This is a genomic window from Candidatus Sysuiplasma jiujiangense (genome assembly GCA_019721075.1).
GTDB lineage: Archaea > Thermoplasmatota > Thermoplasmata > Sysuiplasmatales > Sysuiplasmataceae > Sysuiplasma > Sysuiplasma jiujiangense.
Map to the genome: position 1 here is coordinate 70,757 of JAHEAD010000008.1, position 26,049 is coordinate 96,805.

At 48.0% G+C, this 26,049-nt stretch carries 21 protein-coding genes; 13 read left to right on the forward strand and 8 right to left on the reverse strand.

The window, feature by feature from the left end:
* Window positions 1–13 precede the first annotated feature (13 nt).
* Window positions 14–2,752 (forward strand): hypothetical protein, encoded by a 2,739-nt coding sequence (locus KIS29_06095; protein ID MBX8639893.1) that lies wholly within the window; start codon window positions 14–16, stop codon window positions 2,750–2,752.
* A gap of 107 nt (window positions 2,753–2,859) precedes the next feature.
* A complete protein-coding gene (locus KIS29_06100; protein MBX8639894.1) occupies window positions 2,860–3,447 on the forward strand; it encodes a hypothetical protein in 588 nt (195 codons plus the stop codon).
* On the opposite strand, the gene KIS29_06105 is transcribed toward KIS29_06100, so the two are convergent.
* Together KIS29_06105 and KIS29_06110 are read right to left on the reverse strand one after the other, a co-directional pair.
* Entirely contained in the window at window positions 3,433–3,705 is a 273-nt protein-coding gene (locus tag KIS29_06105) for a hypothetical protein (GenBank protein MBX8639895.1), read from the reverse strand. The two genes, KIS29_06100 and KIS29_06105, sit on opposite strands and share 15 nt — an antisense overlap.
* A 54-nt stretch (window positions 3,706–3,759) precedes the next feature.
* Window positions 3,760–6,612: a PKD domain-containing protein gene (locus KIS29_06110; protein MBX8639896.1), complete on the reverse strand. Its 2,853-nt coding sequence runs from the start codon at window positions 6,610–6,612 to the stop codon at window positions 3,760–3,762.
* A 183-nt stretch (window positions 6,613–6,795) separates the two neighbouring features.
* Between KIS29_06110 and KIS29_06115 the strand changes: the two genes are divergently transcribed.
* Window positions 6,796–7,098, forward strand: a complete 303-nt coding sequence (locus KIS29_06115) for a metal-sulfur cluster assembly factor (GenBank protein ID MBX8639897.1) — start codon at window positions 6,796–6,798, stop codon at window positions 7,096–7,098.
* Between the two features lie 39 nt (window positions 7,099–7,137).
* Here KIS29_06115 and KIS29_06120 read toward each other — a convergent pair whose 3' ends face one another.
* Both KIS29_06120 and KIS29_06125 read right to left on the reverse strand, forming a co-directional pair.
* Window positions 7,138–7,779, reverse strand: coding sequence for a proteasome subunit beta (locus KIS29_06120; GenBank protein MBX8639898.1), 642 nt, complete (start codon window positions 7,777–7,779; stop codon window positions 7,138–7,140).
* A gap of 203 nt (window positions 7,780–7,982) precedes the next feature.
* Complete coding sequence (locus KIS29_06125; GenBank protein MBX8639899.1) at window positions 7,983–8,195, reverse strand: hypothetical protein; 213 nt, start codon at window positions 8,193–8,195, stop codon at window positions 7,983–7,985.
* A gap of 246 nt (window positions 8,196–8,441) precedes the next feature.
* Between KIS29_06125 and KIS29_06130 the strand changes: the two genes are divergently transcribed.
* The gene (locus KIS29_06130; GenBank protein ID MBX8639900.1) at window positions 8,442–9,161 is read left to right on the forward strand and encodes an MBL fold metallo-hydrolase; all 720 of its coding nucleotides are present in this window, start codon (window positions 8,442–8,444) and stop codon (window positions 9,159–9,161) included.
* A gap of 19 nt (window positions 9,162–9,180) precedes the next feature.
* On the opposite strand, the gene KIS29_06135 is transcribed toward KIS29_06130, so the two are convergent.
* Complete coding sequence (locus tag KIS29_06135) at window positions 9,181–13,209, reverse strand: GAF domain-containing sensor histidine kinase (GenBank protein ID MBX8639901.1); 4,029 nt, start codon at window positions 13,207–13,209, stop codon at window positions 9,181–9,183.
* Between the two features lie 559 nt (window positions 13,210–13,768).
* On the opposite strand from KIS29_06135, the gene KIS29_06140 reads away from it, so the two are divergent.
* Genes KIS29_06140 through KIS29_06150 form a run of 3 tightly spaced genes read left to right on the forward strand, consistent with a single transcriptional unit; the run spans window position 13,769 to window position 16,463 of the window.
* Window positions 13,769–14,512, forward strand: a complete 744-nt coding sequence (locus KIS29_06140; GenBank protein ID MBX8639902.1) for an RAD55 family ATPase — start codon at window positions 13,769–13,771, stop codon at window positions 14,510–14,512.
* Window positions 14,509–15,225: an RAD55 family ATPase gene (locus KIS29_06145; GenBank protein ID MBX8639903.1), complete on the forward strand. Its 717-nt coding sequence runs from the start codon at window positions 14,509–14,511 to the stop codon at window positions 15,223–15,225. Before KIS29_06140 ends, KIS29_06145 begins: the two co-directional genes overlap by 4 nt.
* 44 nt (window positions 15,226–15,269) lie before the next feature.
* Window positions 15,270–16,463 (forward strand): hypothetical protein, encoded by a 1,194-nt coding sequence (locus tag KIS29_06150; GenBank protein ID MBX8639904.1) that lies wholly within the window; start codon window positions 15,270–15,272, stop codon window positions 16,461–16,463.
* Here KIS29_06150 and galT read toward each other — a convergent pair.
* Window positions 16,415–17,479 carry a galactose-1-phosphate uridylyltransferase gene (gene galT, locus KIS29_06155; protein ID MBX8639905.1) on the reverse strand — a complete coding sequence of 355 codons (1,065 nt, stop codon included), beginning with the start codon at window positions 17,477–17,479 and terminating at the stop codon, window positions 16,415–16,417. The two genes, KIS29_06150 and galT, sit on opposite strands and share 49 nt — an antisense overlap.
* Window positions 17,480–17,854: 375 nt before the next feature.
* On the opposite strand from galT, the gene KIS29_06160 reads away from it, so the two are divergent.
* Both KIS29_06160 and KIS29_06165 read left to right on the forward strand, forming a co-directional pair.
* Complete coding sequence (locus KIS29_06160) at window positions 17,855–18,217, forward strand: response regulator (GenBank protein ID MBX8639906.1); 363 nt, start codon at window positions 17,855–17,857, stop codon at window positions 18,215–18,217.
* Between the two features lie 12 nt (window positions 18,218–18,229).
* The gene (locus KIS29_06165) at window positions 18,230–19,069 is read left to right on the forward strand and encodes a deoxyribonuclease IV (protein ID MBX8639907.1); all 840 of its coding nucleotides are present in this window, start codon (window positions 18,230–18,232) and stop codon (window positions 19,067–19,069) included.
* Here KIS29_06165 and KIS29_06170 read toward each other — a convergent pair.
* On the reverse strand, window positions 19,038–20,438 hold the full coding sequence (locus tag KIS29_06170; protein ID MBX8639908.1) for a glycogen synthase: 1,401 nt from the start codon (window positions 20,436–20,438) through the stop codon (window positions 19,038–19,040). The genes KIS29_06165 and KIS29_06170 overlap by 32 nt on opposite strands.
* A gap of 105 nt (window positions 20,439–20,543) precedes the next feature.
* On the opposite strand from KIS29_06170, the gene KIS29_06175 reads away from it, so the two are divergent.
* Entirely contained in the window at window positions 20,544–20,954 is a 411-nt protein-coding gene (locus KIS29_06175) for an acyl-CoA thioesterase (protein ID MBX8639909.1), read from the forward strand.
* Window positions 20,955–20,961: 7 nt separating this feature from the next.
* Here the strand turns inward: KIS29_06175 and KIS29_06180 are convergent, their stop codons facing one another.
* Window positions 20,962–22,143, reverse strand: a complete 1,182-nt coding sequence (locus KIS29_06180) for an MFS transporter (GenBank protein ID MBX8639910.1) — start codon at window positions 22,141–22,143, stop codon at window positions 20,962–20,964.
* A gap of 280 nt (window positions 22,144–22,423) precedes the next feature.
* Between KIS29_06180 and KIS29_06185 the strand changes: the two genes are divergently transcribed.
* The 3 genes from KIS29_06185 to KIS29_06195 are packed head-to-tail and all read left to right on the forward strand — an operon-like array spanning window position 22,424 to window position 25,931.
* Window positions 22,424–23,509, forward strand: coding sequence for an NDP-sugar synthase (locus tag KIS29_06185; GenBank protein MBX8639911.1), 1,086 nt, complete (start codon window positions 22,424–22,426; stop codon window positions 23,507–23,509).
* Window positions 23,510–23,513: 4 nt separating this feature from the next.
* Window positions 23,514–24,269 carry a hypothetical protein gene (locus KIS29_06190; protein MBX8639912.1) on the forward strand — a complete coding sequence of 252 codons (756 nt, stop codon included), beginning with the start codon at window positions 23,514–23,516 and terminating at the stop codon, window positions 24,267–24,269.
* A 60-nt stretch (window positions 24,270–24,329) separates the two neighbouring features.
* Window positions 24,330–25,931 carry a DUF1957 domain-containing protein gene (locus KIS29_06195; GenBank protein MBX8639913.1) on the forward strand — a complete coding sequence of 534 codons (1,602 nt, stop codon included), beginning with the start codon at window positions 24,330–24,332 and terminating at the stop codon, window positions 25,929–25,931.
* Window positions 25,932–26,049 lie beyond the last annotated feature (118 nt).

Sequence of the window (26,049 nt, forward strand, 5' to 3'; positions counted from 1 at the left end):
GGATGAGACAAATATGCTAGGAAATCTACTCAAGACCAGATCCGGGAGACGGATCGTTGTAGCCATAGTGGTCGCAATACTCATCATCAGCGGACTGGCAGTCTACCTCCTGTCTCTTCCGTCCAAGCAGACAAAGTCATCAACAACTGCCCCCGGGAATGCAGAAGTCAGCGGCTATCCGGAGGTTGTAAACATGAGCGTCAGCGCAAACCAGAGCTTCCCTCTGACATTTTTAGTCACTGACAGATATGTTCAGGGAATAACCGTAACTGTGGACAGCCAGTCACCGGTAACAAACGCAACAGCGTATTTTATGGCGCAGGGAACAAACTGGAATATAATAGACGGGGGAAAGGGTATCGAGTCAACGCTCGGGGAAATGCCGGTGGGATTCAGGGATACCAACATAACGCTCAAGATCACGGGAAACGATAACGCCAGCGGACATATCGATTTCCACGAGGCAGCGGCTGTTGGCACAATCACACCATCGTTCGTTTCGGTCAACATAACCAGCTACCATCAGGCTCCAGTGCCCAAACCAAAGAAACCGTCGATATCATTTACCAATCTTCCAGCAACCGTTAGGGTGAGATCTGGCACTTCAGGAAGCTACGTGATAAACTATACAGAGAAAAATAGCCCAGGACCACTTTCGTGGGCAACAAACGAATCCTGGGTTTCGATTACAACAATAAACAGCACCAGCGCAGTGGCAAACTACATCGCCCCGAATGTGACTGCCAACACAACCTACGTCGTGAGCATAAACGTATCCTCGGCCAACGGCGCAGCCAACAGCTCTGCGCTCACGGTTATTGACTACATCACATCCGCTGTTTCTGTCAAATCATACATAATGCTTGACAATCTGCCCGCGACACTGACGGTATATTCCGGTTCAAAAGGAACATTCACCATAAACTACACTGCATTAAATGCGACAGCGCCACTTGTCTGGAGCGCTAACAGAACCTGGGTGATGGTCTCAACAAATAACGGCACAACCGCATTTGCAAACTACACCGCCCCGAATGTGACTGCCAACACAACAGCGATTGTGAACATATCTGTAATTTCAAGCAACGGGATTACAAATTCATCAACAATTACATTCAACATCATCAGCGAGAAAATCTCGCCGGCACCAGCGGGCAAAATCATCTTCGAGAACCTTCCGGCAACTATCACTGTACCCTCCGGCTCGACAGGGACATACGTCATCAACTATACTGCAGTGAACACAACCGGATTGATAAACTGGACTGCAAGCGTCCCTTGGGTTGAAATGGTTCCAGTGAATGCTACACTGACAGACGCCAACTACACTGCACCGGTAGTCACACCGGGACCGCTCAGCATACTGAATCTTACGGAGCTGTTTTCGTTCAACAGGACATTTGTGGTTACAATAACAGCCATATCGTCAAACGGGATTGAAAACAGCTCAACGCTGACTTTCATAGTTACGGCTGTGAACACAACAATTCCAAGACCGAACTACCTGATATACACATCCATCTGTCTGAACAACTCCGAACTGAATGCAGAGATAAACGGCGGGATACACATTGACATAAACACGGCAGCACCGCCGCCGCCGAGCGGCCAGCCACTCATTTACATGATATACACGCTGATATGCCTGAACGACTCTGAACTCAGCATAAAGGTCAACGGCGGGATACACATCGATCTCAATGCACCGCCGCCGAACAGCGAGCTCATCGTTTATACCGTAATAACGGCAAACAATTCGGAAATCAATCTGCGCATAAATGGCGGGATATCCTTCGGAACTCACGCTCCGCCGCCTCCGCCGCCTGGCCTGAGCATCGTTAGTTTCACTTCAATAAGCAGCATCAATTCGGAGATAAATCTGGAAATAAGCGGACTGCAGCAGACATCTCAGCAACCGGCAGGAACGGCTTCTGCCGGAACGGATAACACCACAGTCCGGATTGTCGCATATACCTCTGTCTACCTGAATGATTCAGAGGCATCCGTCCGGATAAATGGGGGCCTGAACATTGGCCTGGACACAGGCACTTCCCCGATGAACGAAACAGCACCACTCGCTACCATCATTCAGATGAACAACTCCAGTCTCGAAATTTCGGTGTCAGGCGGTGTCGCCTTAAATGCACATCCGCAACCGCCAATGCCGCCGGCTCCAACCGTGCAGATCGGGACATTTTTGTTTCTGAATAATTCGGAAATGAAAGTTTCGATACAGGGAGGCTTTTCGGTTAATGCCGCGGCACAGCCGCCACCGAGCAGCCAGCCTGCCACATACACAGTATACACGCTGATATGCCTGAACGACTCTGAACTCAGCATAAAGGTCAACGGCGGGATACACGTACTGCTCGACGCTCAGACAACATCGGTTACAACCGTTATCTGCATCAGCGATGGTACTTTCAGTTACAGCACAAACAACCGGAATGGAAATGAGCAATCTCGCATCAATGGAACAGGAAATGCAGGCGCCGGCTCTGAAGGGGCAGGCGAGGCTGTTACGTATTCAAACACAACCGTCCTACCGTCAGTGAAGATAAAACTGATGATAAACAGGCACACAGAATACGCAACGGGTCTTCTATATGTCACGGCACATAACCCATCTCAGACAGGGAACGGGACAGGGACTTCGGGCATGTTTGACATGTCCTACGATGGATTTGGAGCCCATATCCCGATGTCGTCGCTTGCACTGGTGTTTATAAACCCTACAGGGCCGCCGACTTAGCTGATATCCATTACAGCGGGTCTCCCCAAACCTTTTATTTTTTACTTACCCTGTTTTTTTGTGACAGATGACAGAAGAAATTAATTATTAGCTGGCAATTGTAGGCTGTGAATATAAAAATCGAAATACTGGACATAATTGCAGTGATCGTCCTCGTATCGCTGATATTTGTTGCCTTCCTGTTCCTGACGCCTACATCAATAACGCAGAGCACAAATGCGACCAGCCTGGTCCAGGCGGACGGCAGTTTCGCAACGTACTACATCAACCTGACAGCAGCAAACGGTTACAGGACCATACCGCTCTCCGTCTCCAACCTCCGGTTCACCGGAGCTCCCGGATGGAACTACAGCATCTCACACAGCCGCTTTGTACTGTATTCCGGCAGCAGTTATTCAGACGAGATTACAGTTTTTGTGCCGCCGAATGCAGCCATTGGAAGCAATACGACTCTTTCGCTGACACTGTCATCATATTCGTCACCCGGAGCATATTCCCAGACGCTGTCGTTCAGAACGATTGCCGCCTCAAAGCCGTTTGTCCAGTCGGCCGGCCAGATAACCACTGTGGACGTGCTGGGACTCAACCTGATCCCCTGGTACGCAATAATCGGCCCCCTTGCCGTTGTTGTTGTATCCGTGGGCTCTGGAATTATAGTGTCCTATTCTATCGGGAGCGACTCAGGGAAGAGATGAATCTACGCTCCTCCTCTCGCGGGATGTTTCAAAGAGAATTGCTGCCACAACATGGGAACAGATTACCGGTTTGCCTGCTTTGAGACTGCCGAGCGCACATGTGCAGTTGAATGATCCGCCGCTCATCAGCCTTACTTCGTATCGCCTGTGCTCCCCTTCCACAAAAAGATAGACGCCCTTTTCGGTTTCGGCATCAAGGCTCACTTTCCCGTCATTAAAGAGTTCGGAGCCCTTCCTGTAAATGGAAGTAGGAGGCACTCGAAGCACCGTGAAATCATAAGTAATTTGGTATTAAGAGATATTGCAAAACCATTATTTTTTCCTGACGATGAAATAGCTTGCCGTCGCTGCGATTATAATAGTCAGAAACAGTATAATCAGCGTCGTATGATTTTCGAGAAGCGGGATAAGGCCCAGTCCCTGAATCGTCAGTTGCGTGGTGATATTGACGGTATCTCCTGCCGTATCCGTAACGATAAGCTTTACACGATATGTGCCACCTGATGCGAACACATGGTTTACGGGATTTCCGCTGGAAACAGCACCGCCACCGAAATGCCATGAGTAGAAATAGACGCCTGAACCCCCGGAAACGCTGGCGTTGAAGGTAGCATTGTACGGTGCAACACCGTTGCTTGAAGGCAGGACAGTTATGATTCCGTTCAGAGGAGGGAAGACGCGTATGGTTTCGGAGGCGTTTGCGGACGATCCGTAATAGTCCTTCACTGTCAGAAACAGTGAATAGTTTCCCACAGCAGTGTAGGTGACGTTGAGCGACATACCGCTAGATCTGTAAACTACGGACTGGTTGGCATACTGCCAGCTAGCGGCATATGGCTGTCTGCCGCCAGCAACCACAGCCGTGAATGTTATACGCAGCGGATAGCTGCCTCCCAGTCTGCTCGAATTTATTGAAACGGCAAGGTGGGGATAAACAGCTATGCTGAAAATAGATTGTGCAGTGTAGTAGCCGTTCGGTGCTCCCGTATCCAGCGCATACACGGTCACAAGAGCAGAAATCGTGTCGCCGCTGGAATAAACATGTGTCGCAGTCGCCGAACCGGAATCGTTCAGGTACGAGCCATCACCGAATGCATAATCGAATGAAGTGGAAATGACTCCGAACGGTTCATTGCTGACAGCGGTGGAAAAAGAGACGGCGAGAGGTGCGTCCCCGTTTGAAGGAGTTCCGGAAAGGGCCGCCGACATTGTATTCCCCGGCGCGCTGTACGCTGTCACGTTGAAAAATGAAACGGATGTTTCGGATGCGTTATCTGTCACAGTAAGGCGAAATGAATAGTTTCCTGCGTGCGAAATCTTAGCTACCGTGGCTGCCGAGCTGTTGAATGTTCTCCATCCTCCCGATGAGTTGTTTATAGCCCAGTTTATGTTGTACGGACGCAGGCCGCCGGTTATGTTTGCATACAGCGAAACAGAGAGCGGAATGTCTCCCCAGGAGGGAGAGCCGGTTGCATGTGCTGCGAGTGGTTGTGTCGGCTGTCTCGCCAGCACAAGAAGGAGATTGTAGACGGACGGAGTACCGATGCCGGTGACCATATCATATCCCGGTCCTGCGCTGTAGTAGCCGTTGTAACCCGAAGTGACATCATTGAATGAAACTGAATAATTGGCGCTGTTGAGAATTTTGTAAATGGCTGGATTCAGGAAACCAATTGGTCCCTCACTTTTTGCAAGCCGGACCTGGTTCTCCAGTGAAATTATTCCGCCCCAGATAGGTGCACCAAAACTCGTTCCGCCGGCCTCATCCCATGTGTTGTTGTAATATACGAAGTAGCCGCTGCTCGGTTTCGCATTAAGGGAAACGTCAGGTACCTCCCTTCCGCCGCCAGATACAAAATCTCCATATCCTGTCTGCCAGGAAGGCCTGCTGAAGACAGTGCTTACGCCTCCTCCGCTCCTGTTCCATCCTGTCTCGGAAGAGACTGCGACATTGCTTCCGGATTGTGTCAGGTTAAGCCATGTCCCGCCCACTCCGGTCACGAACGGCGACGAAGCAGGGAAGTCGACAGTTGGAGAAGACGTATTGTCATATGCGCCGAAATCTCCGCTTGCAGCGAAGGTTGTGATACCTTCCGCGGCCGCCTGCATGAATGTCTGGTTATCGGAAGACATTGTTGACGTAGGTGTCTGACTCTCGGGAGTTCCCCAGCTCGTTGTCATTACAGAGGAGAGATTGTGTTCGACAACATAGTTGAAAAGCTCTGTAAACGTGGACAGCTGCGGATTCGGCCCCTCAATTACATTGATTGTTGCGTTGGGAGCTGTTGAACTCATCCATTCAGTGTCAAGAGTCGTTTCAAGATCCAGCTGTGAAGTTTGCCCGTACGGCTGGAGCACATTTATTCTCTTTGGCACAATCGAAAATGTATTGTCGAAATTTGCAACCGTTGAATTACTGAAAGCGTAGGCTGTTACAATTGAAACAGCAGTGCCCGAACCCGAATATCCGTCACTGTAAATGCCGGTAAAATTATACGCCTCATGTATTGTTGCGGGGTTGTATGGTGGTGAAGCATCCGGTCCTGACGGAGGCGTATAATATGGAGCTGCCGAATTGTTAACATAAAGGGCGGGATGGGATGCAACATCAAAATTCTGGAGACCCTCTATTCCGTTTACCAGGGGCGCTATCTGAAAAGGGACGGTGACGGTGCCTGCTGCGGTATAGTAAGTTTTGCCTTGAAGAGTGAATGAAATCATAGTTACTCCAAAAGCGGAGGACACAGAGGAAGGTGTCGCAGTTGCCTCCAGGAGAAGCCTGTCCGAAGCCACGTGCAGCACATGAATCCCGTGGCTCTGAAGATAGTCCGTCACAGCGTGCACCTGGGACTCAGTCGGAGAAAAACGGGAATCAAACTGCGCGGGCGAAAGAAACGCATGGTAATTGTAGCTTGCAGGATTCGATTGTTCCGCAATCAGCGTGGCAAGCGCCTGCTCATGGTTCAGTTTGAGCGATACCAGAATGTGAAACGTTGCATCATCGAGTTTATGGACAGACGCAGAGCCGGCTGGAACAGGCAGACCATCGGAATTTACCGGAAGGTAGAAATCAGGAGATCTTCCTGTAGGCGGGAAAGAGGACAATTGAATCAGGCTTGCAGAAAGAAGAACAACCATTACCGAGGCTAGTATGACTTTTTTCATTCAGAATCACATGCCGAAATTGTTTTTATTCGTTTTGCCTGTTGCTGACAGGCAAAGTAAACGCAGTGATCGGATTCGGGTTTTACAGCACTTGCCATGTTTGCTATTTAAATTTAAGGTTCTGAACAGCAGCTTCAGTAAATATTAATATGAATTGTTGGGTAATAAAAGAATGGTGAGTGGATGCCTACCGAAGAAGAAGTGCTCGAAACTTTGAGAGAATGTTACGATCCTGAAATACCCATCAACATAGTGGATCTTGGGCTCGTTTACAACGTTTCAATCGAGGACGGCAAGGTTTCGGTGACAATGACACTGACAGCCCCTGGGTGTCCTGTCAGCGGTATGCTGAAGGATGATGTAACTTCGAAACTGCTCTCCATAAACGGTGTGAAAGAGGCAAACGTGGATATTGTCTGGGAACCCGTCTGGACCCCGGAAAAAATGTCTGAAGATGCAAAGAGGCAACTCGGCTGGATGACCTGAATGGGTGCATAGCTCCAATATTGTTACAGCATTGCGGCATCAGAAGTTAACGCCGTATCTTGATGCGAGTTTGGTTATATCCCTGTCAGCCCATTTGAAGAACTCTTTCTGGCTCACAGAAACGACATCTATGCCGTTTCCAGTGGCCGAATCCCTTTTCAGTGCGGCGCAGATGGCCCTGACAGCAAGGTCAAGGGCTTCTTCCCTTGGCAGATCGGTTGACTTATATCTGTCCTCCATAACACCGTAAACGTATGGTGAGCCTGATCCCACCGATATGAAGTCGTCCTCTTCCGCCCCGCCGGCCGGGTCGACAGAATAGACGTGAGATCCTGTTTTATCGACACCCGCCACTATGGGAAATGTATATTCCGGATAGAATTTGGTCTGATTGAGCATGTTTGCTAGGAGTGTGGATATTCCGCCAACACTGATCTCGAAGCCGTTCTTGAACTTGAAAATGTTGCTTTCAGCCTGAAGAACCCTTACGACGTGCTGGCTGTCTCCAAGCCCGCCGGCTATAGTTGCTACAATGTGATCGCTTATCCGGTGGAGCTTGGTTGTGTTCTTTGAGCTGATCATTGTGTCCATCGTTGCCCTGCGATCGGTCGCCACGAGGATGCCGTCCTTCCATTTGAATCCCAGTGTTGTTGTCCCTGTCGACTGAATTGTGCCTGCCATATGCAGAAGTTATAATTATTCGATATATTAACGATTTGATGTGCCGGCGGCGCTTTTGAGGAAAAATACCCGTCCAGGATGTATATTCAGCTTTCTTAATAGCTGTTTTGGAAAAAGGGGGCAAAAGGCTGTTCCTGAATAAAAATGAAATTAAGAGATTTGTGCAAGAATAAACCGCATCACAGATTGTTGCAGAATTACTCTTACTTCTTCATTACTTTCATGAAGCCGCCGCTCTCGTGAACGGAAAGCCCCCGGGCATAAAGCAGGTTTTCGAAATCATCCCAGGTTGTCTCCTCGAGTCTCGGGTTGTTACCCTTGGTAAACTCGAGCTTTGTCGTTCCCTTCACCTTCGCGGGTCTTAGTCCCTTTGAGTATGCAATTCTCTTTGCTTCCTCGAAGGGAATCTCTCTCATTGCCATTTCTGATGCATCCCTCTCTTCTGTTTTTAGCCACTTTCGCAGCTGTTGGCTATATCGCAAAGCAAGTATTTCATACTTTCCGTCAGACAATTGTCTTACTTTATGCAGTTAAATTTATATACAAATATCCAAAAGGCGCCTGAACTGCGGCCTAACGGCGGCCAGACAGCACGGTCGTTTCAAGTCGATAGGAGAAAATATAATAAAATATCTTATTGCGGTTCAGCAATGAGGTGGGCAATGAAAAGCAAAGAATGGCAAAACGAAGCTGTAAAGCTCACGATTCCATTCTCAGAGCCGGGTCTTTCCACCTCAATGCTGCTGGAGGTCAAGGGGGAAGACGAGAGGCAGATTCTGGTTGAATGCGGTGACGGCACGTCCAGCTTCCTATTTTCGAAGTACGGTCGGAATTCTGCGAGGTACGAAACGCTGTCTGACGTACTGATATCGCATGAGCACATGGATCATGCAGGCGGAATACCTTCATTTCTGCTTCTCATGGAAGTTGCGGGAAGAACAGCAGATCTGAATATTTTTACGCCGTGCGGTGACAGCGGTTTCATAGGGAACGTTATCAGGCAAATTCAGCCGAAATTGCACTTTATCGTCAATGTGGCAAGTTCATATGACAAATTCAGTTACCCGGTCAAATCACCAGTCGTATTCCGGAGTTTCAGAACACGGCACAGAGACAGCTTTCCTTCCAACAGGTGCGGTGACATAGTTCCTTCAAATGGGTACTGCATAACGGTTAACGGCAGTAAACTCGTTTTTTCGGGTGATACGGGACCGTGCAGGGAACTGGAGGAGGAGTGCAGCGGAGCCGAACTGGCGGTTATCGAGTCGACGTGGGATAAGCCGGTTGACTGCGATTCGCTTCATCTTACGGTCGCACAGGCAAAACGATACGGTTCATTGGCAAAAGATCACATATTAATCCATCCGGTCAGGGATGTCTGAATATCAAAGAACAGGATATCTAGTGCAGGTAGTCCGCAGATTCTGAAAGCCACTCTTCAGTGACCACCTCTTTGCGTGAAGGTATGAACACATGGAAAACCGAGCCGCTTCCCACCTTGCTCTCGACCCAAATCCTGCCGCCATGCCTGTCAACGATGAGCTTCGAAATCGGAAGGCCGAACCTGAAACCGGTGCCGGAATGCAGGATTGAAGCATCAACAACATAATATCTGTCAAATATGAACGGCATATCTTCATCAGTAATGCCCCTCCCAGTATCCTCAACCGAAAGCAGGACTCCGTCCCTTTCGTTTTTAAGTGAAATGATTATTTTCCCGCCCGGATTCGTGTATTTCACCGCGTTAGAGACAAGATTGTGAAACACCTTTTTCATCAGCGAATAATTGGCATTTACTTTCGCCAGATCTTCCTGAATATCGACTTTCAGATCAATGGATTTTGTATCAAGTTGGGGGGAAATCATCGAAGTGACCTCTTCAACCAAAGGCACCATGGAGATTGGCTGCATTTCTATTTCCAGCAACATAGCTTCCATTCTTGTGAATTCCAGCATATTTGTTATTATCTCATTCAGTTCGGTTACGCTTGCTAGAAGGCTTTCTACGTTCTTCATCTCAGTTTCGTTGAATTTGCCTACCTTCCCCATTTTCATGAGCTCTATGTATACCTTGATAGATGTCAGAGGGGTCCGCAGCTCGTGGGCCGCAATGCTTGAGAAATTTGAACGCAGCGTATCCAGCCGGCTCAGTTTGTTGAGAGCGTCATATGTTGCCCTGAAATTTCTGGAGTTTTCGATACCGGTCGAAACTATGGCGGATACAGTCTGGATAAAGTCAAGGTCTATCTTACTGAACGAACCCTCAGAAATATTTAAGCAAACAATGGCGCCGAGTAATTTACCGGCAAAAGATATCGGTGCCCCCATGATTGATTTAATCGCATCTCCTTTGACTATATCTGCAAAGGCTGATCTGAAATCATCAGGAAAGTTTGAGATTGCCGTTTGGCACTTGCTTTCATTCTCAAAAGAAAAATAGCCTCCGGATTCTGTAATCACAGAAGCAAAACCGTTCTGTTTTTCCCCATACAGCTTCCACCGGCCGATGCCTGCACCCAGAGATTCCTCCACGAGGTTTTTATTATGACCGGAGGCAAACTCCAGCCGCAGCTGCCCGTTTTCATCCAGAAGGAAAATTAGCACAATATCCGGGGAAGTGAATGCCGTAACCTCCTCACAGCTGTAGTTCAGAATTGAACGAAGCTCAAATGTTGAACTTACATTTCTGGCGATTCGCAGTTCGGAAGACAGCGCGGAAAGAGAAAGAGAAGAATTGATTGCATTGCGTCTGCTCTCGATGACATTAGAGAATGCGGATGCTATTGAGGCAGCTATCTCCATATTTTCTCCCGAGACATGTTTTCTCTGCAAGTCAAAGGCTACAAAAACGTCCTCACTGTCGTCATCATGCTTATTCCCGGGAAGTATCAGGAGTGTGGAAACTCCACATCTGCTCAAACCAGGTCGTTCCAGCAGATCCTTTGATGAGATTTGAATCACTTTTCCTGCGGATTCCATATCTTTCGACAGAATGACGTCGCAGATTAACTTCCCAATGTCATTTATCAGCTTTGCATCGACGCTTTCTGCGGAAGAGAATACTGAAATGCAGTGAACGACTGCATCTCTCTTCCGCAGGCTGTAGAGAGCGGAGTGCGACATGCCTGTCACCTTTGATACAAGCAGGCAGAATCTTGACGAAACATCTGTCTCGTTTAGCTTCCAGCCGGTGCCGTCGGTTTTGAATGAGGAGGAAATCAGGTCGGACATATCAGCGCCAATGGAAAAATTCAATGACTTCATGCTTTGGGAGCCCATCATAAAAAGAAAATTTCCAAAAATACCAGCGTAACGCATGATGGACAGGTTACCGGTTTCTGATAACGCCGGCGATTTTCTGCCGAGAAGAAACAAATAGAAGAGCGGATAGGAGGAATTGTTGCCGACAGGCCCGGGCACAAGCAGGCCACTTTTAAAATTGTGCTGTTTGAGACCTGCGATTGTCTCTATTGTTATCTGCCGATTAAGAAAATCGGATTGTGAAATGCGATATGTTGAATGATGGGAAGCAGGTATGTCTTCAACTCTGATTTCCTCATTCAAGCCAGTCTCATTTTCTGGATAGGAGCATATAAGTTTGTAGTGACCTGCAGGCGAGTAATGGTAGAATATAGCAAGTTCGAATCCGAATGCGTCGGCCATCAGCCTGCAAAACGTGCTGCACAGTTCGTACAGCGTTGTTTGCGGGTCCAGTTTGCCGAACTCCTCAAGCAGAGCTCTGTTGACGGAATCGATTGATCGCCGGGCGCTGATGCCCTCTCTGAAATTTTCCAGCATGCAGATTGCCCTGAATACAGGTTTAAGGGAGGAGGCGGTTGCATTTGCTGCCTGGATCGACTCGTTTGATATAACGCATAGAAGAGAGATTAAGTCTTTGCCGCTGTGTTGAAAGAGACCTATGCAGACCTGATTGTCGTATTTGATCCTCTCCCCAAAAATTGAAACCATCAGTTTCCCGAGCTGATTATCGTTTGAATTCTTTGTTTCGAAAATCAGGGTGTCGGAATAATCAGGGGCCAGCTGATCTGCAGTCAGGTTTGACAAATCGGCTGTACCCACTGGACCATTGAATCGCCGGGCAACAGAAATACACTCCGGATCGCCTCCCTTTTTGAAGTATACTGCACAAGTCAGTTTTGAGAATGCAGAAAGCAGGTTGTTCGCTACGTTATTGACTGGATTCTCACTGACATTTCTGGATGAAAAGGTGCTGATGAGACTCCTCAAACCGTCCAGATTTTCTCTCTCAGCAATCAACTGAGTGAGCAACGATATTTCGCGGCTCCTTGATCTTGCCGCAACCGATATTGCATTCAATGCAGCAGAGAGATACGAATATTCGGCATCAGCCGCGGTTCTAGCATATACTGTCGATGCAGTTGCGCCCGATTTCATCAGCGGAATGTAGCAGAGGTAGTTAAGGCCGTTGCCTGAATCCGGCACGCCGCTTACGGGCGGTTCTGACAGAGATGTGCTTGAAACTTCGTTTTTTTCCGAAATTATCACTACCTGCTCAGCTGACGCCCTGTGAACATTGATGTCGCCAGCAAGATATCTTCCAGCCGATGAAGAATTCCGATCCGTGCATTTGCAGAATTCAGGACAACATGATACTGTTCCGTTACTGATGCTGAGCAGACAGAGTTCGGAAGAGTTGCCAAGAATGCCGGATAAGGCAGAGAAGGAAACTTCCAGCAGAGAAGGAATATCCGCAGTCAGACTGATTTCATTCAACGCTTCAACCAGAAATTGAGATTTGGCTGCAATTTCGATATCTGCTGCATCCCTGATATTCCCGAGGAGGAGCGATCTTATCAATCTCTGAAGCAGGGTGGCGAAATCCTCAAGCTGTTTGAACGGGGAATCGCCAGGATCTATCAAAAAAATAAGAATATAGTTTGATGCAATGGCAACAGGACAAAGTATCATGCCGCTGTAAAACTTTGCGAGGGTTGAGAAGGCCGGCGCAACATTGCTGTCTAAGCTGACGGAGATCTGCATCTTCAAAAGGATGTTGAGTTCTAAAAACACATTTGAATCGTTGCAGCAATCGCTAAGGGAAGGCTCGATATGAGAAAACAGACCGGATTCCATCAATCCGCCGTCCGTATAAATGTAAAGTGCGATCCTGTCAACCAGCAGATTGTGCGAAATATTGCGCCGCAGCCTGTCAAGTGCATATGACAATCCTGACAAACCCTTATCAAAACCTGAACGGGATTCGTCGGCCTGCAGAGTAACGGACGATTCGCCCATACTGCCCGAGAGTATAAATGAGCCACGGATTGTCCTTATCATAGACTCTTCCAAATTGCCTGAATCGGTTGTCGCTGGATCTACCAGCGACGCATGACAGAAACTATCATCCTTTATTGGAACAGTTAAATTAAAAATACTGTGACCGTCCATCTTGAAAGTCCCGTCTGGACAGGGTTCTGCCTGTATCAATAAAGAAGACATTTTTTCCCTTGGAACGCTTTCTGAGAAGGACATCGAACTGAGCAATTGCCGATTATCCCGGAAGAGGCCCAACATGACCGCCTTTGACCCGGATAGTCCAATGCATAGCCGGGACGCAGCTGAGAGAGCCTTGCCAGCGTCAGTGTTTTTTAAATCCAGAGGGAAAAAAATATAGTCCGATTTCGAACCGTTAAGATTTGACACGCACGCTACACCTCCATGGGCGCAAATGGCGCTGCGGACAGACCGCGTGGACATATCTTATTGGGAGGAACGCAGCAGAGGCGACTGAAAATTGAGTGAGAATAAGAGGTCATTTTACCTGATTTCAAAGGAGGCGGCGCTTTTAAAGCTTATTCCGAGAATTTCACGTATAGAAGTTTCACCAGCAGGAGGAACGCATGAACTTGCCTGCAGTCATTACGGTTTTTAAAATTTCAACTCGACAGCATTAAATACGATTAGCTGAACTTATTTGTCATTACAGACAAAAACGGTTGTAGCGATAATGTCGGAATTTGATCTGGAAGGTTCATTTCCAATGAGAAGTTCAATACTTCTCAGAGGACCTCCTGGAAGCGGAAAGACTGAGTTCCTTCTAGATCTTGCGAATCGCTGGCTTCTGAACAGAGAGAAAGTTCTTTACGTGGCTGTATCGACAAGCGGAGAAGAAATACTTTCGAGACTGACCACCATGGCCGGTAGAGGAATACTGTCAGACCGACTCGTAATAATAGACTGCTACAGGAACAACCCAAGCGATTCAGGTGACAGGCTGATTGTGAACATAAACGGGCTCTCGCATCTGGAGAGCATAACTCTGGCCATATCAACAGCGGTTGATGGACTGGGGAGTCCTGTCAGAATCATCTTTGACGGATTGTCCACTCTCTTTCTGCACAATGCTCCGCAAACGATGGCAAAATTCTTTCAGGTACTTTCAACCAGATCAAAAGGTGAGTTCGGTTTTATACTTTCATCCGTCGTAGAAGGTATGCATGAAAACATGACAATGAATACGCTTATGTCTCTTGCCGACGGTGTTATTGAGGTGGCAGTTGATTCGAACATGGCCAGATTCATCAGGGTAAGATACATCAAGGGAAGAGAGAGCAATCCGATTTGGTACCAATACAAGCTCAGGAACGGAAAAGTGGAGCTGAAAACAGCACATTTCGACGAAGGAAGCACAGACGCAACTGACCGTAAGTTCGGAGATGGAAACATATACAAAAGAGGTGATTGGTTTTGACGGATGTTTACACGACGGGCCGAATCAGAACCTACATTGACGGATTTGACGAGATAATCGGAGGTGGCATTCCGGAGGGGAGCGTAGTATTGCTTTCCGGCCAGCCCGGTACAATGAAAACTTCCCTTGCATTCAGCATCATTTACAATAACGCCGTCAGAAACAGATTTGGCTCCGTCTACCTATCCCTGGAACAGAAGAGAAGCAGCCTGATTCGGCAGATGAATGGAATGGGAATGGATATAGAGAAACAGGAAAGTGTCAGGGTGATGGACCTTAGCGGCATCAGGGAAGAACTCGAAAAAGCAGAAAGGGACGAAACAGTTATTACCGTTCTCAAGGAACACATCGAGAAGAGCATAAAGGATTCGGGCTGCAGGATATTTGTACTCGATTCTCTGAACGTGATAGACATTTCTGCCGGTTTGACTTCAAGAAGAAGTCAGATATACTTCCTGTTTGAGTGGCTGCGGGAAACGAATCTGACATCTTTTTTAATATCCGAAAGCAGCGCAGATGAAATACTCGACAGCGGAAGGGAAGAAGGTTACCTTTCTGACGGCATTATTCACCTCAGTCTGTCCTCCGAGGATGAAAATGCGGTACGAAGAAGAATCAGATGCGCGAAAATGAGAGGAACAAACCACGACACTTCATTCTATTCCCTACAATTTGTCAACGGAAAATTCGCAGTCACGCAATCTATGAGTTGAGCATTATGGCGGATTTACAGTTCTGTCCAGTTTGCGGATATGCGTTGAGACGGCATGAAATGCAGTGCGGCCGGTGCGGCGAGGATTTTTCAGGCGGAACAAAGGGGGATGAAGAAAACAGGAACAGAGGAAAAGGAGACACAGACAGATGGAGCGGAGATTATACAATTGAGGCAATAAGCTTTGGGCGCGTGGCAGCTGGTTCGGGTGTCAGGGAGATCAACCCAAATGAAGGAGTTCAGGAAAAGAAAACATCATCCTTCCATTCCGGCAAAAAAGAGGCCACCGGTGACGATTCGGGTATGGTAGAGGAATTGAGAAGAAAGATTGACGAAATGAACCGGATGGTGGCAAATCTCACAAAACCAGCGCGGAATACCGCTGAAACCGCTGCCGATGGTCCTTCCGGCAGCACAGCTGACAGGGAGCGGCTGAAAAGGAGACCGTGGAACAGAAATGATCCTGAGTTCAGGGCGATGGTGAACATGCATCTTGCCAGGATAGCCGGCATGGAGGGCTCACGCCCAGAGGCCACGCATTCGCGTGCTGTGAGATATCTGCCTTTCATTTCACAGGATATGATAAGGCCTGGAATAGCTGATGATTCGGTGGTGCTGTTTGTCGGCCCTGCCGGGACAATGAAATCAACAGCTGCAATGACTGCGGGACTCGATATTGCAAGAATATCATCAAGACCGCTGCTCTACGTTCTCCTCAATGATTCTGCGTCCAGATTCCTGGCAAAAGTCATACGCGCCGGCATCCTGCAAAATGAAGAGAAAAGACTCGTCCGCATCATAGACGGAAGGGAAATCAGGCAAAATACAACCGACTGGGAAGGGAACTGGCAGAAAATACTGATGGAGTATATGAAGAGAGAACTGGGAAAACAGAAATACTCGGCCGTCGTCCTCGACAATATCAATTCATTCACTTCGATGGTAACATCGGAGAGACCACGCAAATCGGTGTTTGACTATTTCGAATGGTGCAGGGAAAGTGGTCTGATATGTATTGCGATAAGAGAAGGAAGCTATGCATCGGCCCTTCGTGAGAGAACTGCGGAAGCTTATCTTGCTGACGGCGTGGTGCAGTTTTCGTCAAGGCAGACGGAAGACGGGAATACGATGCCTGTTTTCAGGGTCCTCAAGATGAGGGGGTCCGAGATAGATACGGGTTATTATGCGATTCAGCTGAGCTCCGGTGCCCTGAAGTTCGTTCCGGCAGTTGCGATTTGACTGCCTTCGGACTGCTGCCTTAATGCGGTACTGAGATGAATCGTCGCATTTTCCGGCGAAATTGAATTTATGTAGAAACCGGTACCCTTCTCGAAACCTGCTATTCTGCTGACGGTTGGTATAATCTCAATATGCCAGTGATAATATGGACATCCGATACTATTAACTGGCGATGTGTGGATATAAAAATTGTACGGCGGATCGTCCAGAACAGAATAAAGGGCGTAAAGTGACTTTTGAAGCAGCGCCGCAAGATCTGAAGCTTCATCATGGGTGCATTCCGCAAATGACGGGCAGTGCCTTTTCGGCAGAATCATGAGTTCATAGGGGTATTTGGAGGCGAACGGTGCGATGCAGATGAAGGAATTGTTATCAAACACGACCCTTTTGGCCTGCTGAATCTCCTCTCTTATTATAGAGTCATAGATGCAATCTCCACCCATGTCCGTAAAATAGTTCTCCGCGCCCCTCAACTCACTTGCGACATATACAGGTATCATCGGCGTCGCTATAATCTGGCTGTGGGGATGCTCGAGGGATGCACCTGCCTCAGAGCCATGGTTTTCGAATACGAGTATGTATTTGAATCGCCTGTCCCTGGACAGATCTGTGACGCGCTCTCTGTACATCTGTATGAGTTCCCTTACCTGGCTGTGAGACTGCAGGGCTATTGGTTTTGAGTGCTCTGGCGACTCTATTACTACCTCATGACATCCTATTCCTGTTATATCGGTGAAAACCGATCTGGAATTCTTTTCCAGTTTTCCTTCGATCCTCAGTGCCGGAAACTTGTTTGGGACTGTTCTTATCCACCATCCGGGGCCATCCGGTACTGTGCTAACACGCCTGAAAGCATAGATCTCAGGAGGGGTCAGCCTCTCATTTCCTTCGCAAAAAACACATGTGCCTTCTCTGACTGGCGCATGCGGCCTAACGAAGTCACGGGGTCTTTTTGCTCTCTCCTCCGAAATCACCACCCAAGTGTCCGTCACGTAATCTTTCCTAATCTCGGACAATTAGTACGTTCCTCCGCAAAATCATTGTGAATTCCACAGAATACATCAGGTGAAGCCAATAACGATTAGCGGTATTTATGTATTTTTTCAGATCGCTTCAGTTCTCCAAAGAATGGAATACCGTCTGGTGTAAGCCTGAAGGATCAAAGGTTTTGCAGGAAGCAGTTTTCGCTGCCATTGTTACGCTGCATTACGGGCAGGTCAGAATAAATGCGAAAAACAGGCATTATCTGTTCGGAGAGTGAGACTGGTTCGGGAACAGCGTGCCGGGAACCTGGTGCAGGATAATACAGGGGGAAGGTTCACGGTAAGACAATTCATCCCGAATGGAATATATAAGCGTGAATGGATGCAGAGGCGGAATAACAGGGATTCCTGATGAAAGTTCTTGTTGTAGACGATTCGTCGCTTACGAGAGCAGCCATGGTTGCCGCCCTTTCTGCATATAACTACGAGATAGTGGCAGAGGGACAGGATGGCGACGACGCCGTCAGGCTCTACAAAGACAGGAAACCTGATGTTATTCTTATTGACCTGGCTATGCCGAACAAGGATGGGTTGGAGGCAATAAAGGAGATCCTCGAATTTGATCCGCAGGCAAAAATAGTTGCGATCAGTGCGCTCTATGACAGGAGCATGCAGAAGAGGGCGATTGAACTTGGCGCTGCTTCCTACATTGTCAAGCCTTTTGAACTCACTGAACTAATCTCGGTAATGGGCAAATTCGAGAAGCAATAGTATGGTGAGTTAATGCTTCTTGGAGCTCATGTTGGCATAGGGGGCGGATTCTCGAAAGCCGTATCGTCCGGCATATCTATTAACGCGGATGCAATTCAGGTGTTCACCAGGAATCAGATGCAGTGGAAGGCAAAACCTATCGATGAAGGTGATGCCGAACTTTTCAAAACTGCATTCCGGGAAAGCGGATTGAAGAGTGTCGTCGCCCACGGTTCATATCTTACAAATCTGGCAAGCAGCGAACAAACCACGGCCGATAAATCGGTCGAGGCGGTTATCGACGAAATTTGCAGATGTGACCTTCTTGGCATACACACTTATGTTTTCCACCCCGGCAGCCATGTTGGTGCTGGTGAGGAAAAAGGACTCAGAAGAGAGGCGGAAAATCTAATAAAGATACTTGATGCAACATCCGGTTGTAAGGTCAAACTCGCACTTGAAACGATGGCCGGCCAGGGGAATATCATCTGCAGCAGGCTGGAATCCATTGCTGAAGTCCTGAAGAGCGTGGACTCAGTGAGGCTGGGTGTCTGCGTGGATACTTGCCACATCTTTGCAGCCGGTTACGACATAACAGATAAATCCGGATTTGACAGGTTTATGAACAGTTTCAGAAAAACAATAGGCATTAGAAGGCTGATTGCGGTACATCTGAACGACTCAAAAACAGAACTTGGCAGTCATGTAGACCGGCACGAGAATATAGGAAAGGGGAAAATTGGAATTGCAGGGTTCCGGGCCGTTATGAACACTGATGCTCTGTCAAAAATTCCGATGCTGCTTGAAACACCGGGGGGGGAAAGGGTCTATGCGCGCGAAATCAGGCTCCTCCGGGGGCTTGTGAAGAAGTGATGCTTGAATATATTTCCAGATACTTCTTTGCAGAAACTTCCCATGAGAAATCACGTCCCATGCAGTTTCCCACAACCGACCTCCATAACTCAGGGGAGGAATAAACAGAGACTGCTTCGGAAAGTGCATCTGCGAGCTGTTCATGATTTTCATCAACAAAGACGAACCCCTCCCCTTCGCCCGTATCCTGATCGAACTGGGATACCGAGTCCGCAAGTCCTCCTGTCTTTCTAACAACAGGGACGGTTCCGTATCGCATGCTTATCATCTGGCTCAGACCGCATGGTTCGAATCTTGATGGCATTACAAATATGTCCCCTCCTGCGTAAAGCCGATGCGCCAGCCTTTCGTCGAACCGCAGGACAGCCCTTATACCGGGTGTCGAGGAGGCTATGTCACGTATCCTCTTCATGAGGTCCTCGTCACCTGTTCCCAGAACAATCAGCTGGAAGCCGTCTTCTATTTCGCCGAGCGCGTCAAGCAGCAGGTCAATGCCTTTCTGTCTCCACAGTCTCCCAATCGATACGATCAGGGGTCTTCTTACCTGGGGAAGCGAGAATTCTCTCTGAACACGGCTTTTGCATACAGACTTGCCGGAAATATCACCCCTGCTGTAGTTCGAAGGTATCATAGTATCGGTTGCAGGATTCCACATGTTGTAGTCGATGCCGTTGAGAACTCCCCTCAGCTTGTAACTTTCCTTTCTGAGTATTCCGTCCATTTTAAAACCGTATTCCGGCGTCTGAATTTCCCGGCTGTAACTGGGACTTACGGTAACGAGTGCGTCGGAATAAACGATTCCTGCCTTCATTGAACTTACATTTCCATAAAATTCAATGCCATCGATGAAGAAATACGAGTGATCTATACCTATAGTATCCATGAGCGAAGGGCTGTAGTTACCCTGGAATTCAAGATTGTGAATAGTGAACACGGAGCGTACGGAGGCTCTGTTCTGCTTGAGAAGCAGTGGCACATATCCTGTCTGCCAGTCGTTGCAGTGTGCTATTTCATAGTTACCGCCGGATATCAGTTTGGCAGAAGCCGCCGAAAAATGGGCGAACCTTACAGGATCGTCCTCATATCCATACATCCGTGGTCTGCCGAATAGCTCGGGATTCCTTATCTTCAGTGCACGCCACGATCCTACATTCTCAGCTGAGATCTTGAATACCAGTCCGTTCAGGCTGATGGTTTCAGCCTGTTCATTTGGCACTGATGTCCCGCCGTCTGCATTGTAATCAGGTGTTATGACATCGACAGAATGCCCCATGGAAGAAAGCGTGTTGGAAAGCGAGTATACATAATCTGCAAGGCCCCCTGTCTTTGAAAACGGAAGCGCTTCAGCGGATACTACTGCAATTTTCATTAACTCCCAGTCCTCATTGTAACATTGCAAAGCGTTGATCTGTTTACACTTACAGCCGATAAAGCGACCAATTATTATAATTCTCTTCGTACTGTCATGCTGCATATGACGGGATTTACACACCGGTTTCCTGTAAACTGGGTAGACACTGATGCACTTTCGGTTGTGCATTTCTCAAACTACTTCAGATATTTTGAAAAGACTGAGGATGCGTTCTACAGTAGCCTCGAATCAGAGGAAAGAGAATTGCTGAAAAGACTTCAGGTCTCTTTCCCGAGGGTGGATGTTCACTGCACCTACAGATCACCGCTTAGATACGGGGACATTGCGGAGGTCGAGATATCCCTGGAAGGCATGACAGACAAATCCGTAAAACTGCATTTTGAAATCAGGAATGCAAGCCGAAAAGTGGATTCGGCATCAGGCCATATAACCCTCGTCTGCGTTGACACGAGTAACTGGAAGGCTGTCAGCATCCCTGAAAAGTTGAGGGAGATCTACAGGAAACTCGGCTGAGACATGCCTACTTCAGCGAATTTGTCCTGATCTGAACGAGAGCCATCAAAGTAGCAGCCAGAGCAGATGTGATGAAGGCATACAGATAAGATGCAAAAATATTGAACGTGAATAAAATTCCCATAAGCAAATTGGACGAAAACAGTCCTATGCTCCTCCATGCTCCAAGACTGCCCATGCCACGCGAGATGCGGTGTGGTGCGGCGAGCAGCGCTGCAACAACAGGTTCAAATGTTTCTATGCTTCCCGTGCCAACGCCAAGAAGAGCTGCTGAGAGATAGAAAGAAAAAAGTCCAAAGTGGTAAAGGTAGGCTATGCCTATTGACAGGGAACCTATTGCCGCAATCGAGTAGCCGAACATCCAGAGTCCTCCGGCGGGCTTCAATCTTCTCGAGCCGAAGAAATAGCCTGATAAACCCGATGCGCCGAGAAAAATTGCATAGGTGAGGAGACCTAATGAATAGCTGTTCTCGACCCTTGCGACTGTGATTATCGGAAAACCCAGGCTGTAGTAGCTGAAACCGAAGAGACCGGCTGAGACCAGAAACAGTTTCATTGCTGAATCATTCTCCACCTGATTCACATTCTGTCCGTGAAAATTTTTGCTGAATTCCGTATTTCTGTTTTCCCTGACCAAGGAAAGAGAAAGGGACGAAACCAGTATCGGAATTACAGTAAGAAGCATAACGAGTGAGATACTGAAATTGGCATAGACAAGAAAGAAGGCTATAACAGTTGAAAGCATCCCCCCGCCCACATCCAGCAGATGCAGGAAACCAAATATCCTGGGACGTTCCATCGTGTCTGACTGTTCGGCAAGCAATGCCCGCCTTGGAGGAGAACGGAAATTTCTTGACCACCAGCCACCAAGATAGAGACCGGAACTTTCCAGTATATTTGCAGGTAGACCGCTGAATGAAAGGAGCGGAATCAGCAGATTGCCTGCGAGGGAGAGTTTCTTTTTGCTGAACCTGTCACCGAGACGTCCTCCAATGTAAGAAAATAGCGATCCCACTCCATATGAAAATGACATCAGGAGGCCGAAAACATAGGCTGGCTGCTTCAGGATAAAAGTGACAAAAATAGGAAAGAGACCGATGACTGCCTGGTAACCCAAGTCGGCAAAGAATGCCGATAGCGATATCAACAATACTTCTCTCGTAAGCCATGCAGCTGTCTTGACAGCCATAACGGGTTCATTAACTGTTTGATATATTACGGTTGGTAAAACGGATGTTTTTAGTGCGCATCTTCTGATGGTGCCTGCGCTTCCTTCAGGTCAGAGCCTGACAGGGGGCACCCGGAAAAGTGAAAAATGCAATAAGCTGGTTTCATTGCATTCTCGGGAATGAAAGTTGTCGTAACTTCTCTTTGGAAAGAATGATATACAGCACGATCCGTATAATACGCCGTGACGATAGCTTAAACGGTTGGATATTTAGCAGATAACGTGGGCTGGCAGTGATCAAATGAAAGCGATAGTTATGGCAGCGGGAAAGGGAACGAGACTGCTGCCGATTACAGCTACAAGGCCGAAACCAATGATACCGTTATTGAATGAGCCCATACTCGACCACATGATGAAAGTTCTCAGGGAGAGCGGGGTGACAGAGGCGACCGTTCTTGTCGATTATCTCTCTGACAAGATCGTCAAGCATCTCGGCGACGGAAGCAAGTATGGCATGGAAGTTCAGTACACGACGGATAACATCAAAAGGGGTACTGCCGGGGCAGTGAAATTTGCGTCAGAGAATATCTCCGAGCCGTTTCTTGTTGTGTCAGCCGATGTGCTCACAACAATTGATCTGCGTAAATTCATCGAATCCCACCATGAACATGGGGCAGCTGTATCCATGGCACTCTCGAGTGTACGCGACCCGTCACAATTTGGTGTGGCAATACTTGATGAAAACAACCGCGTAACCAGGTTTCAGGAAAAACCGAAAAGAGAAGAGGCGTTCAGCAATCTTGTAAACGCCGGAATGTATGTTTGTGCGCCTGAGGCAATGAAACTCATACCGGCAGATCGGCCATCTGATTTTTCCAGGGATCTGTTTCCGCTGATGCTGTCAAGGAACGATCGCATCTACGGTTTTACATTCGACAGTTACTGGAATGACATCGGTCTTCCGAGCACCTACTTGGGAGCCACAAGGGATCTTATTGAGGGACGCGTTGATGGCCAGGCAGCGGAGGAAAGCATATCAGACGACGAAGAAATGAAACACGGAAGGCTAGTGACTGGAAGCAATTGCTCTATCTCGGCATCCGTCCAGATTGAAGGCTTTGCGGTTCTCGGCGATAATGTGTCTGTGGGAAAAAACGTTAAGCTGTCACATTCGATAATCTATTCAAACACGCTTATAGGGGACAATTCAATTATATCGGACGCAATTGTGGGGGAGGGTGTGATCCTCGGCCGTTCTGTTACCCTCGACGAAGGAGTTGTTATAGGGGACAGGACCAGAATCGGGGAGGACAGCCGCATAGGGCACAATATAAAAATCTGGGTACGTTCAAGACTCGGTTCCGGAACAAAAATGCTGCATACGTGATAAAATGAGACTTTACTCGTGGGACAGATACGAACCTCTGAAAGTGACTAATGCGGGAATTGCCATTGGCAAGTTCTTTGGCGAAAACCAGACCATCGGCACAGGAAGGGATGGCCATCCCATATCGAGGTTTACAAGAAGATGTCTTGTCAGCGGCCTTGTGACCAAAGGAACACAAGTTCTCGACTTCAGATTGGTTCCCAGCCAGGTTCTTAGATTTGGCATCGGTAAGCAGAAACTCGACGGTGCTGTGTACGTGTCGTTTTACAGGGGAGAAGTCCAGATTCATGTGTACGACAGCGAGGGCAGGAATATGCATGCAGAAGGACTGCTCGAAATAAGAGAGCTTGCCGGGGAAACTGCAGGGGAAAGCTGCTCATCCGCCGATATCGGTTCACTGATGCAGTATACAAACGGCATAGATGACTACATAGAGCATTTGCTTCCAAAGATAAAGTCCAGGATAGCCGACAGAATGCTGATAGACACGCAGTCAGACCCGATATCACTCGTCGTTGAACCGCTAATGAAAAAATTGGGCATAGAATACAGGATTTTCAACCCTATGCTGATAGACAGTGGTGAGACAGCCAGTAAGGAAGAATTTTTCAATGAGCTGAGGAATCAGAAATACGATTGCGGGGCAATAATCGAAAGGGATGAGCTTCTCGGTGCCACTTTTATTGACAGAAACGGTTCTTCACGGCGTTTCGGCTCCTTCGAAGAGATGCTGATTAAGCTTTCCGAAAAAGAAAAATGAGATAGGATGATGCGGAAGAAATATCTTTCATTCATCTTTATTTTCCATCTGCCATGTCTGATGGGTGACGTTTCCGCATACAACGGCCAAGATTTGCTCAACGATGCGGTTTTTGAGAGTTATTTGCCGCTCATTATGTTTTTCAGAAATACGGAGCATTCTGCTGGAACGGTGCCTGTCAATCTGGCTGTATCGCCGGCGGTCACAGAAATGATGTCAAGGGGTTCATTCAGGAGAAGATTTGAAAAGTATGCAGATGATTTTGCCAGGACACTATCAGGTGACATGAAGTTCTTCGCAGAGCATGGAAAGAAACGTCTGGTCAGGGCCGCGGAGTACTGGCTCGACAGACTGGATGGGATGATTTCACTGTATAGCGACATAGACGGCGACATCGTTTCTGAGCTCGAGAAACTCGGTGGCAGAGGACTCGAGTTGATGGCTACGACAGCAACCAGCAACTGTATTCCCTTGATAAGCTCCGATGTTGAAGTCAGGGCACAGATCAGGCTTGGCTTGAAATCGTTTGAAGAGACGTTCGGATATGTCCCGCACGGCTTCTGGCTGCCTTTTGCCAGGGACATATCGGCCACCTCCCATGAAAAACGTCTTGCAGACGGTACAGAGAGGACAGACTGGGTGACGGAAATACTGGCTGATGCAGGCATAAGCTATTTTGTTGCTCAGCCTCACTGCCCGACTGCGTTGAGCATGCCGGACACTGACAGAAACACTTCAGGAGAGAAAAATACACAGTCCGAGGTGCCAAGGGGTCGTACATCAGAAACACAAATACAGGAAGTCCCACCTCGGCAAGGCGCGGGAGCAGGACGAAGATCTATCGTATCGTTTGAGGCCGACAGTGAATATGGAGATCTGATTTTCCCTGTGACAGGCTTTCGAAAGGAGGTACCCGAATATTTAAACACGGCGAGAAGGACCTTTCCGGGAGGCATCCGCTACTGGAATAACACAGATGGTTCTGACGATTTGGAGGAACGCAATGCATACGGATATGAGACGGCAGAAGCGTTGGCTTCTGAGAAGTCGGCGATTTTTCTGGATGCCGTTCGTTCAGGAGCCTTTGGAGCGGACAGGGAGCTGGCCATAGTCCCTTTTTATACGATCTTTTCGGGAGAACCATGGCATGAAGCTCCGCTATGGATCGAAAAACTGTTCCTGAATATCGACGCCTCTGGCGTAAAGCCGACAACAGTTTCAGATTATCTGAAGATGAGCAAACCGGCAATGACGGATTCGAAGGCTGACATCGTGCGGTACGGCGAGTACGCTTTCTCAATGCTGTACAATGTGAATAGCGAACAGATTCTGAGAAGATTACATGAAACTGAGGCACGATTTGAAACCGTGCTGACGGAAGAGTGCGGGTCAGGCGGAACTGAGTTAAGCAGAAGGGTGCTGAAACAGATGGCCAGAGAGCTTCTGATTCTCCAGAGTTCTGACTTGCAATTGCTAATATCCGAGAACAGACACAGAGAATATGCGAATAGAACAGTGCTTCACCATCTGGAACAATTCGACAGACTGGCTGAAATGTGGAAATCCGCCTACATTAGCGGGGACATGGCCAAAGAACTCGAAATGATCGAAAGGAATGATGACCTGTTCAGCTCCATCGACCTCTCAATGTGGAAGCAATAGAAACGGATGCCGGAAGAGGCAGTATCTCCGAAGACGATCGTAACAGAAGTACTAGGATCGAATGAGTATATATAAGGAAAACAGGAAAAGCCAGCATTACACGCAGCCTCATCGACTC

Coding starts and splice junctions, on each gene's coding strand:
- KIS29_06095 (MBX8639893.1), top strand. CDS start 14: ATGCTAGGAAATCTACTCAAGACCAGATCCGGGAGACGGATCGTTGTA.
- KIS29_06110 (MBX8639896.1), bottom strand. CDS start 6,612: ATGAAAAAAGTCATACTAGCCTCGGTAATGGTTGTTCTTCTTTCTGCA.
- KIS29_06115 (MBX8639897.1), top strand. CDS start 6,796: ATGCCTACCGAAGAAGAAGTGCTCGAAACTTTGAGAGAATGTTACGAT.
- KIS29_06120 (MBX8639898.1), bottom strand. CDS start 7,779: ATGGCAGGCACAATTCAGTCGACAGGGACAACAACACTGGGATTCAAA.
- KIS29_06125 (MBX8639899.1), bottom strand. CDS start 8,195: ATGAGAGAGATTCCCTTCGAGGAAGCAAAGAGAATTGCATACTCAAAG.
- KIS29_06130 (MBX8639900.1), top strand. CDS start 8,442: ATGAAAAGCAAAGAATGGCAAAACGAAGCTGTAAAGCTCACGATTCCA.
- KIS29_06135 (MBX8639901.1), bottom strand. CDS start 13,209: ATGGACGGTCACAGTATTTTTAATTTAACTGTTCCAATAAAGGATGAT.
- KIS29_06140 (MBX8639902.1), top strand. CDS start 13,769: ATGTCGGAATTTGATCTGGAAGGTTCATTTCCAATGAGAAGTTCAATA.
- KIS29_06165 (MBX8639907.1), top strand. CDS start 18,230: ATGCTTCTTGGAGCTCATGTTGGCATAGGGGGCGGATTCTCGAAAGCC.
- KIS29_06170 (MBX8639908.1), bottom strand. CDS start 20,438: ATGAAAATTGCAGTAGTATCCGCTGAAGCGCTTCCGTTTTCAAAGACA.
- KIS29_06175 (MBX8639909.1), top strand. CDS start 20,544: ATGACGGGATTTACACACCGGTTTCCTGTAAACTGGGTAGACACTGAT.
- KIS29_06180 (MBX8639910.1), bottom strand. CDS start 22,143: ATGGCTGTCAAGACAGCTGCATGGCTTACGAGAGAAGTATTGTTGATA.
- KIS29_06185 (MBX8639911.1), top strand. CDS start 22,424: ATGAAAGCGATAGTTATGGCAGCGGGAAAGGGAACGAGACTGCTGCCG.
- KIS29_06190 (MBX8639912.1), top strand. CDS start 23,514: ATGAGACTTTACTCGTGGGACAGATACGAACCTCTGAAAGTGACTAAT.
- KIS29_06195 (MBX8639913.1), top strand. CDS start 24,330: ATGGGTGACGTTTCCGCATACAACGGCCAAGATTTGCTCAACGATGCG.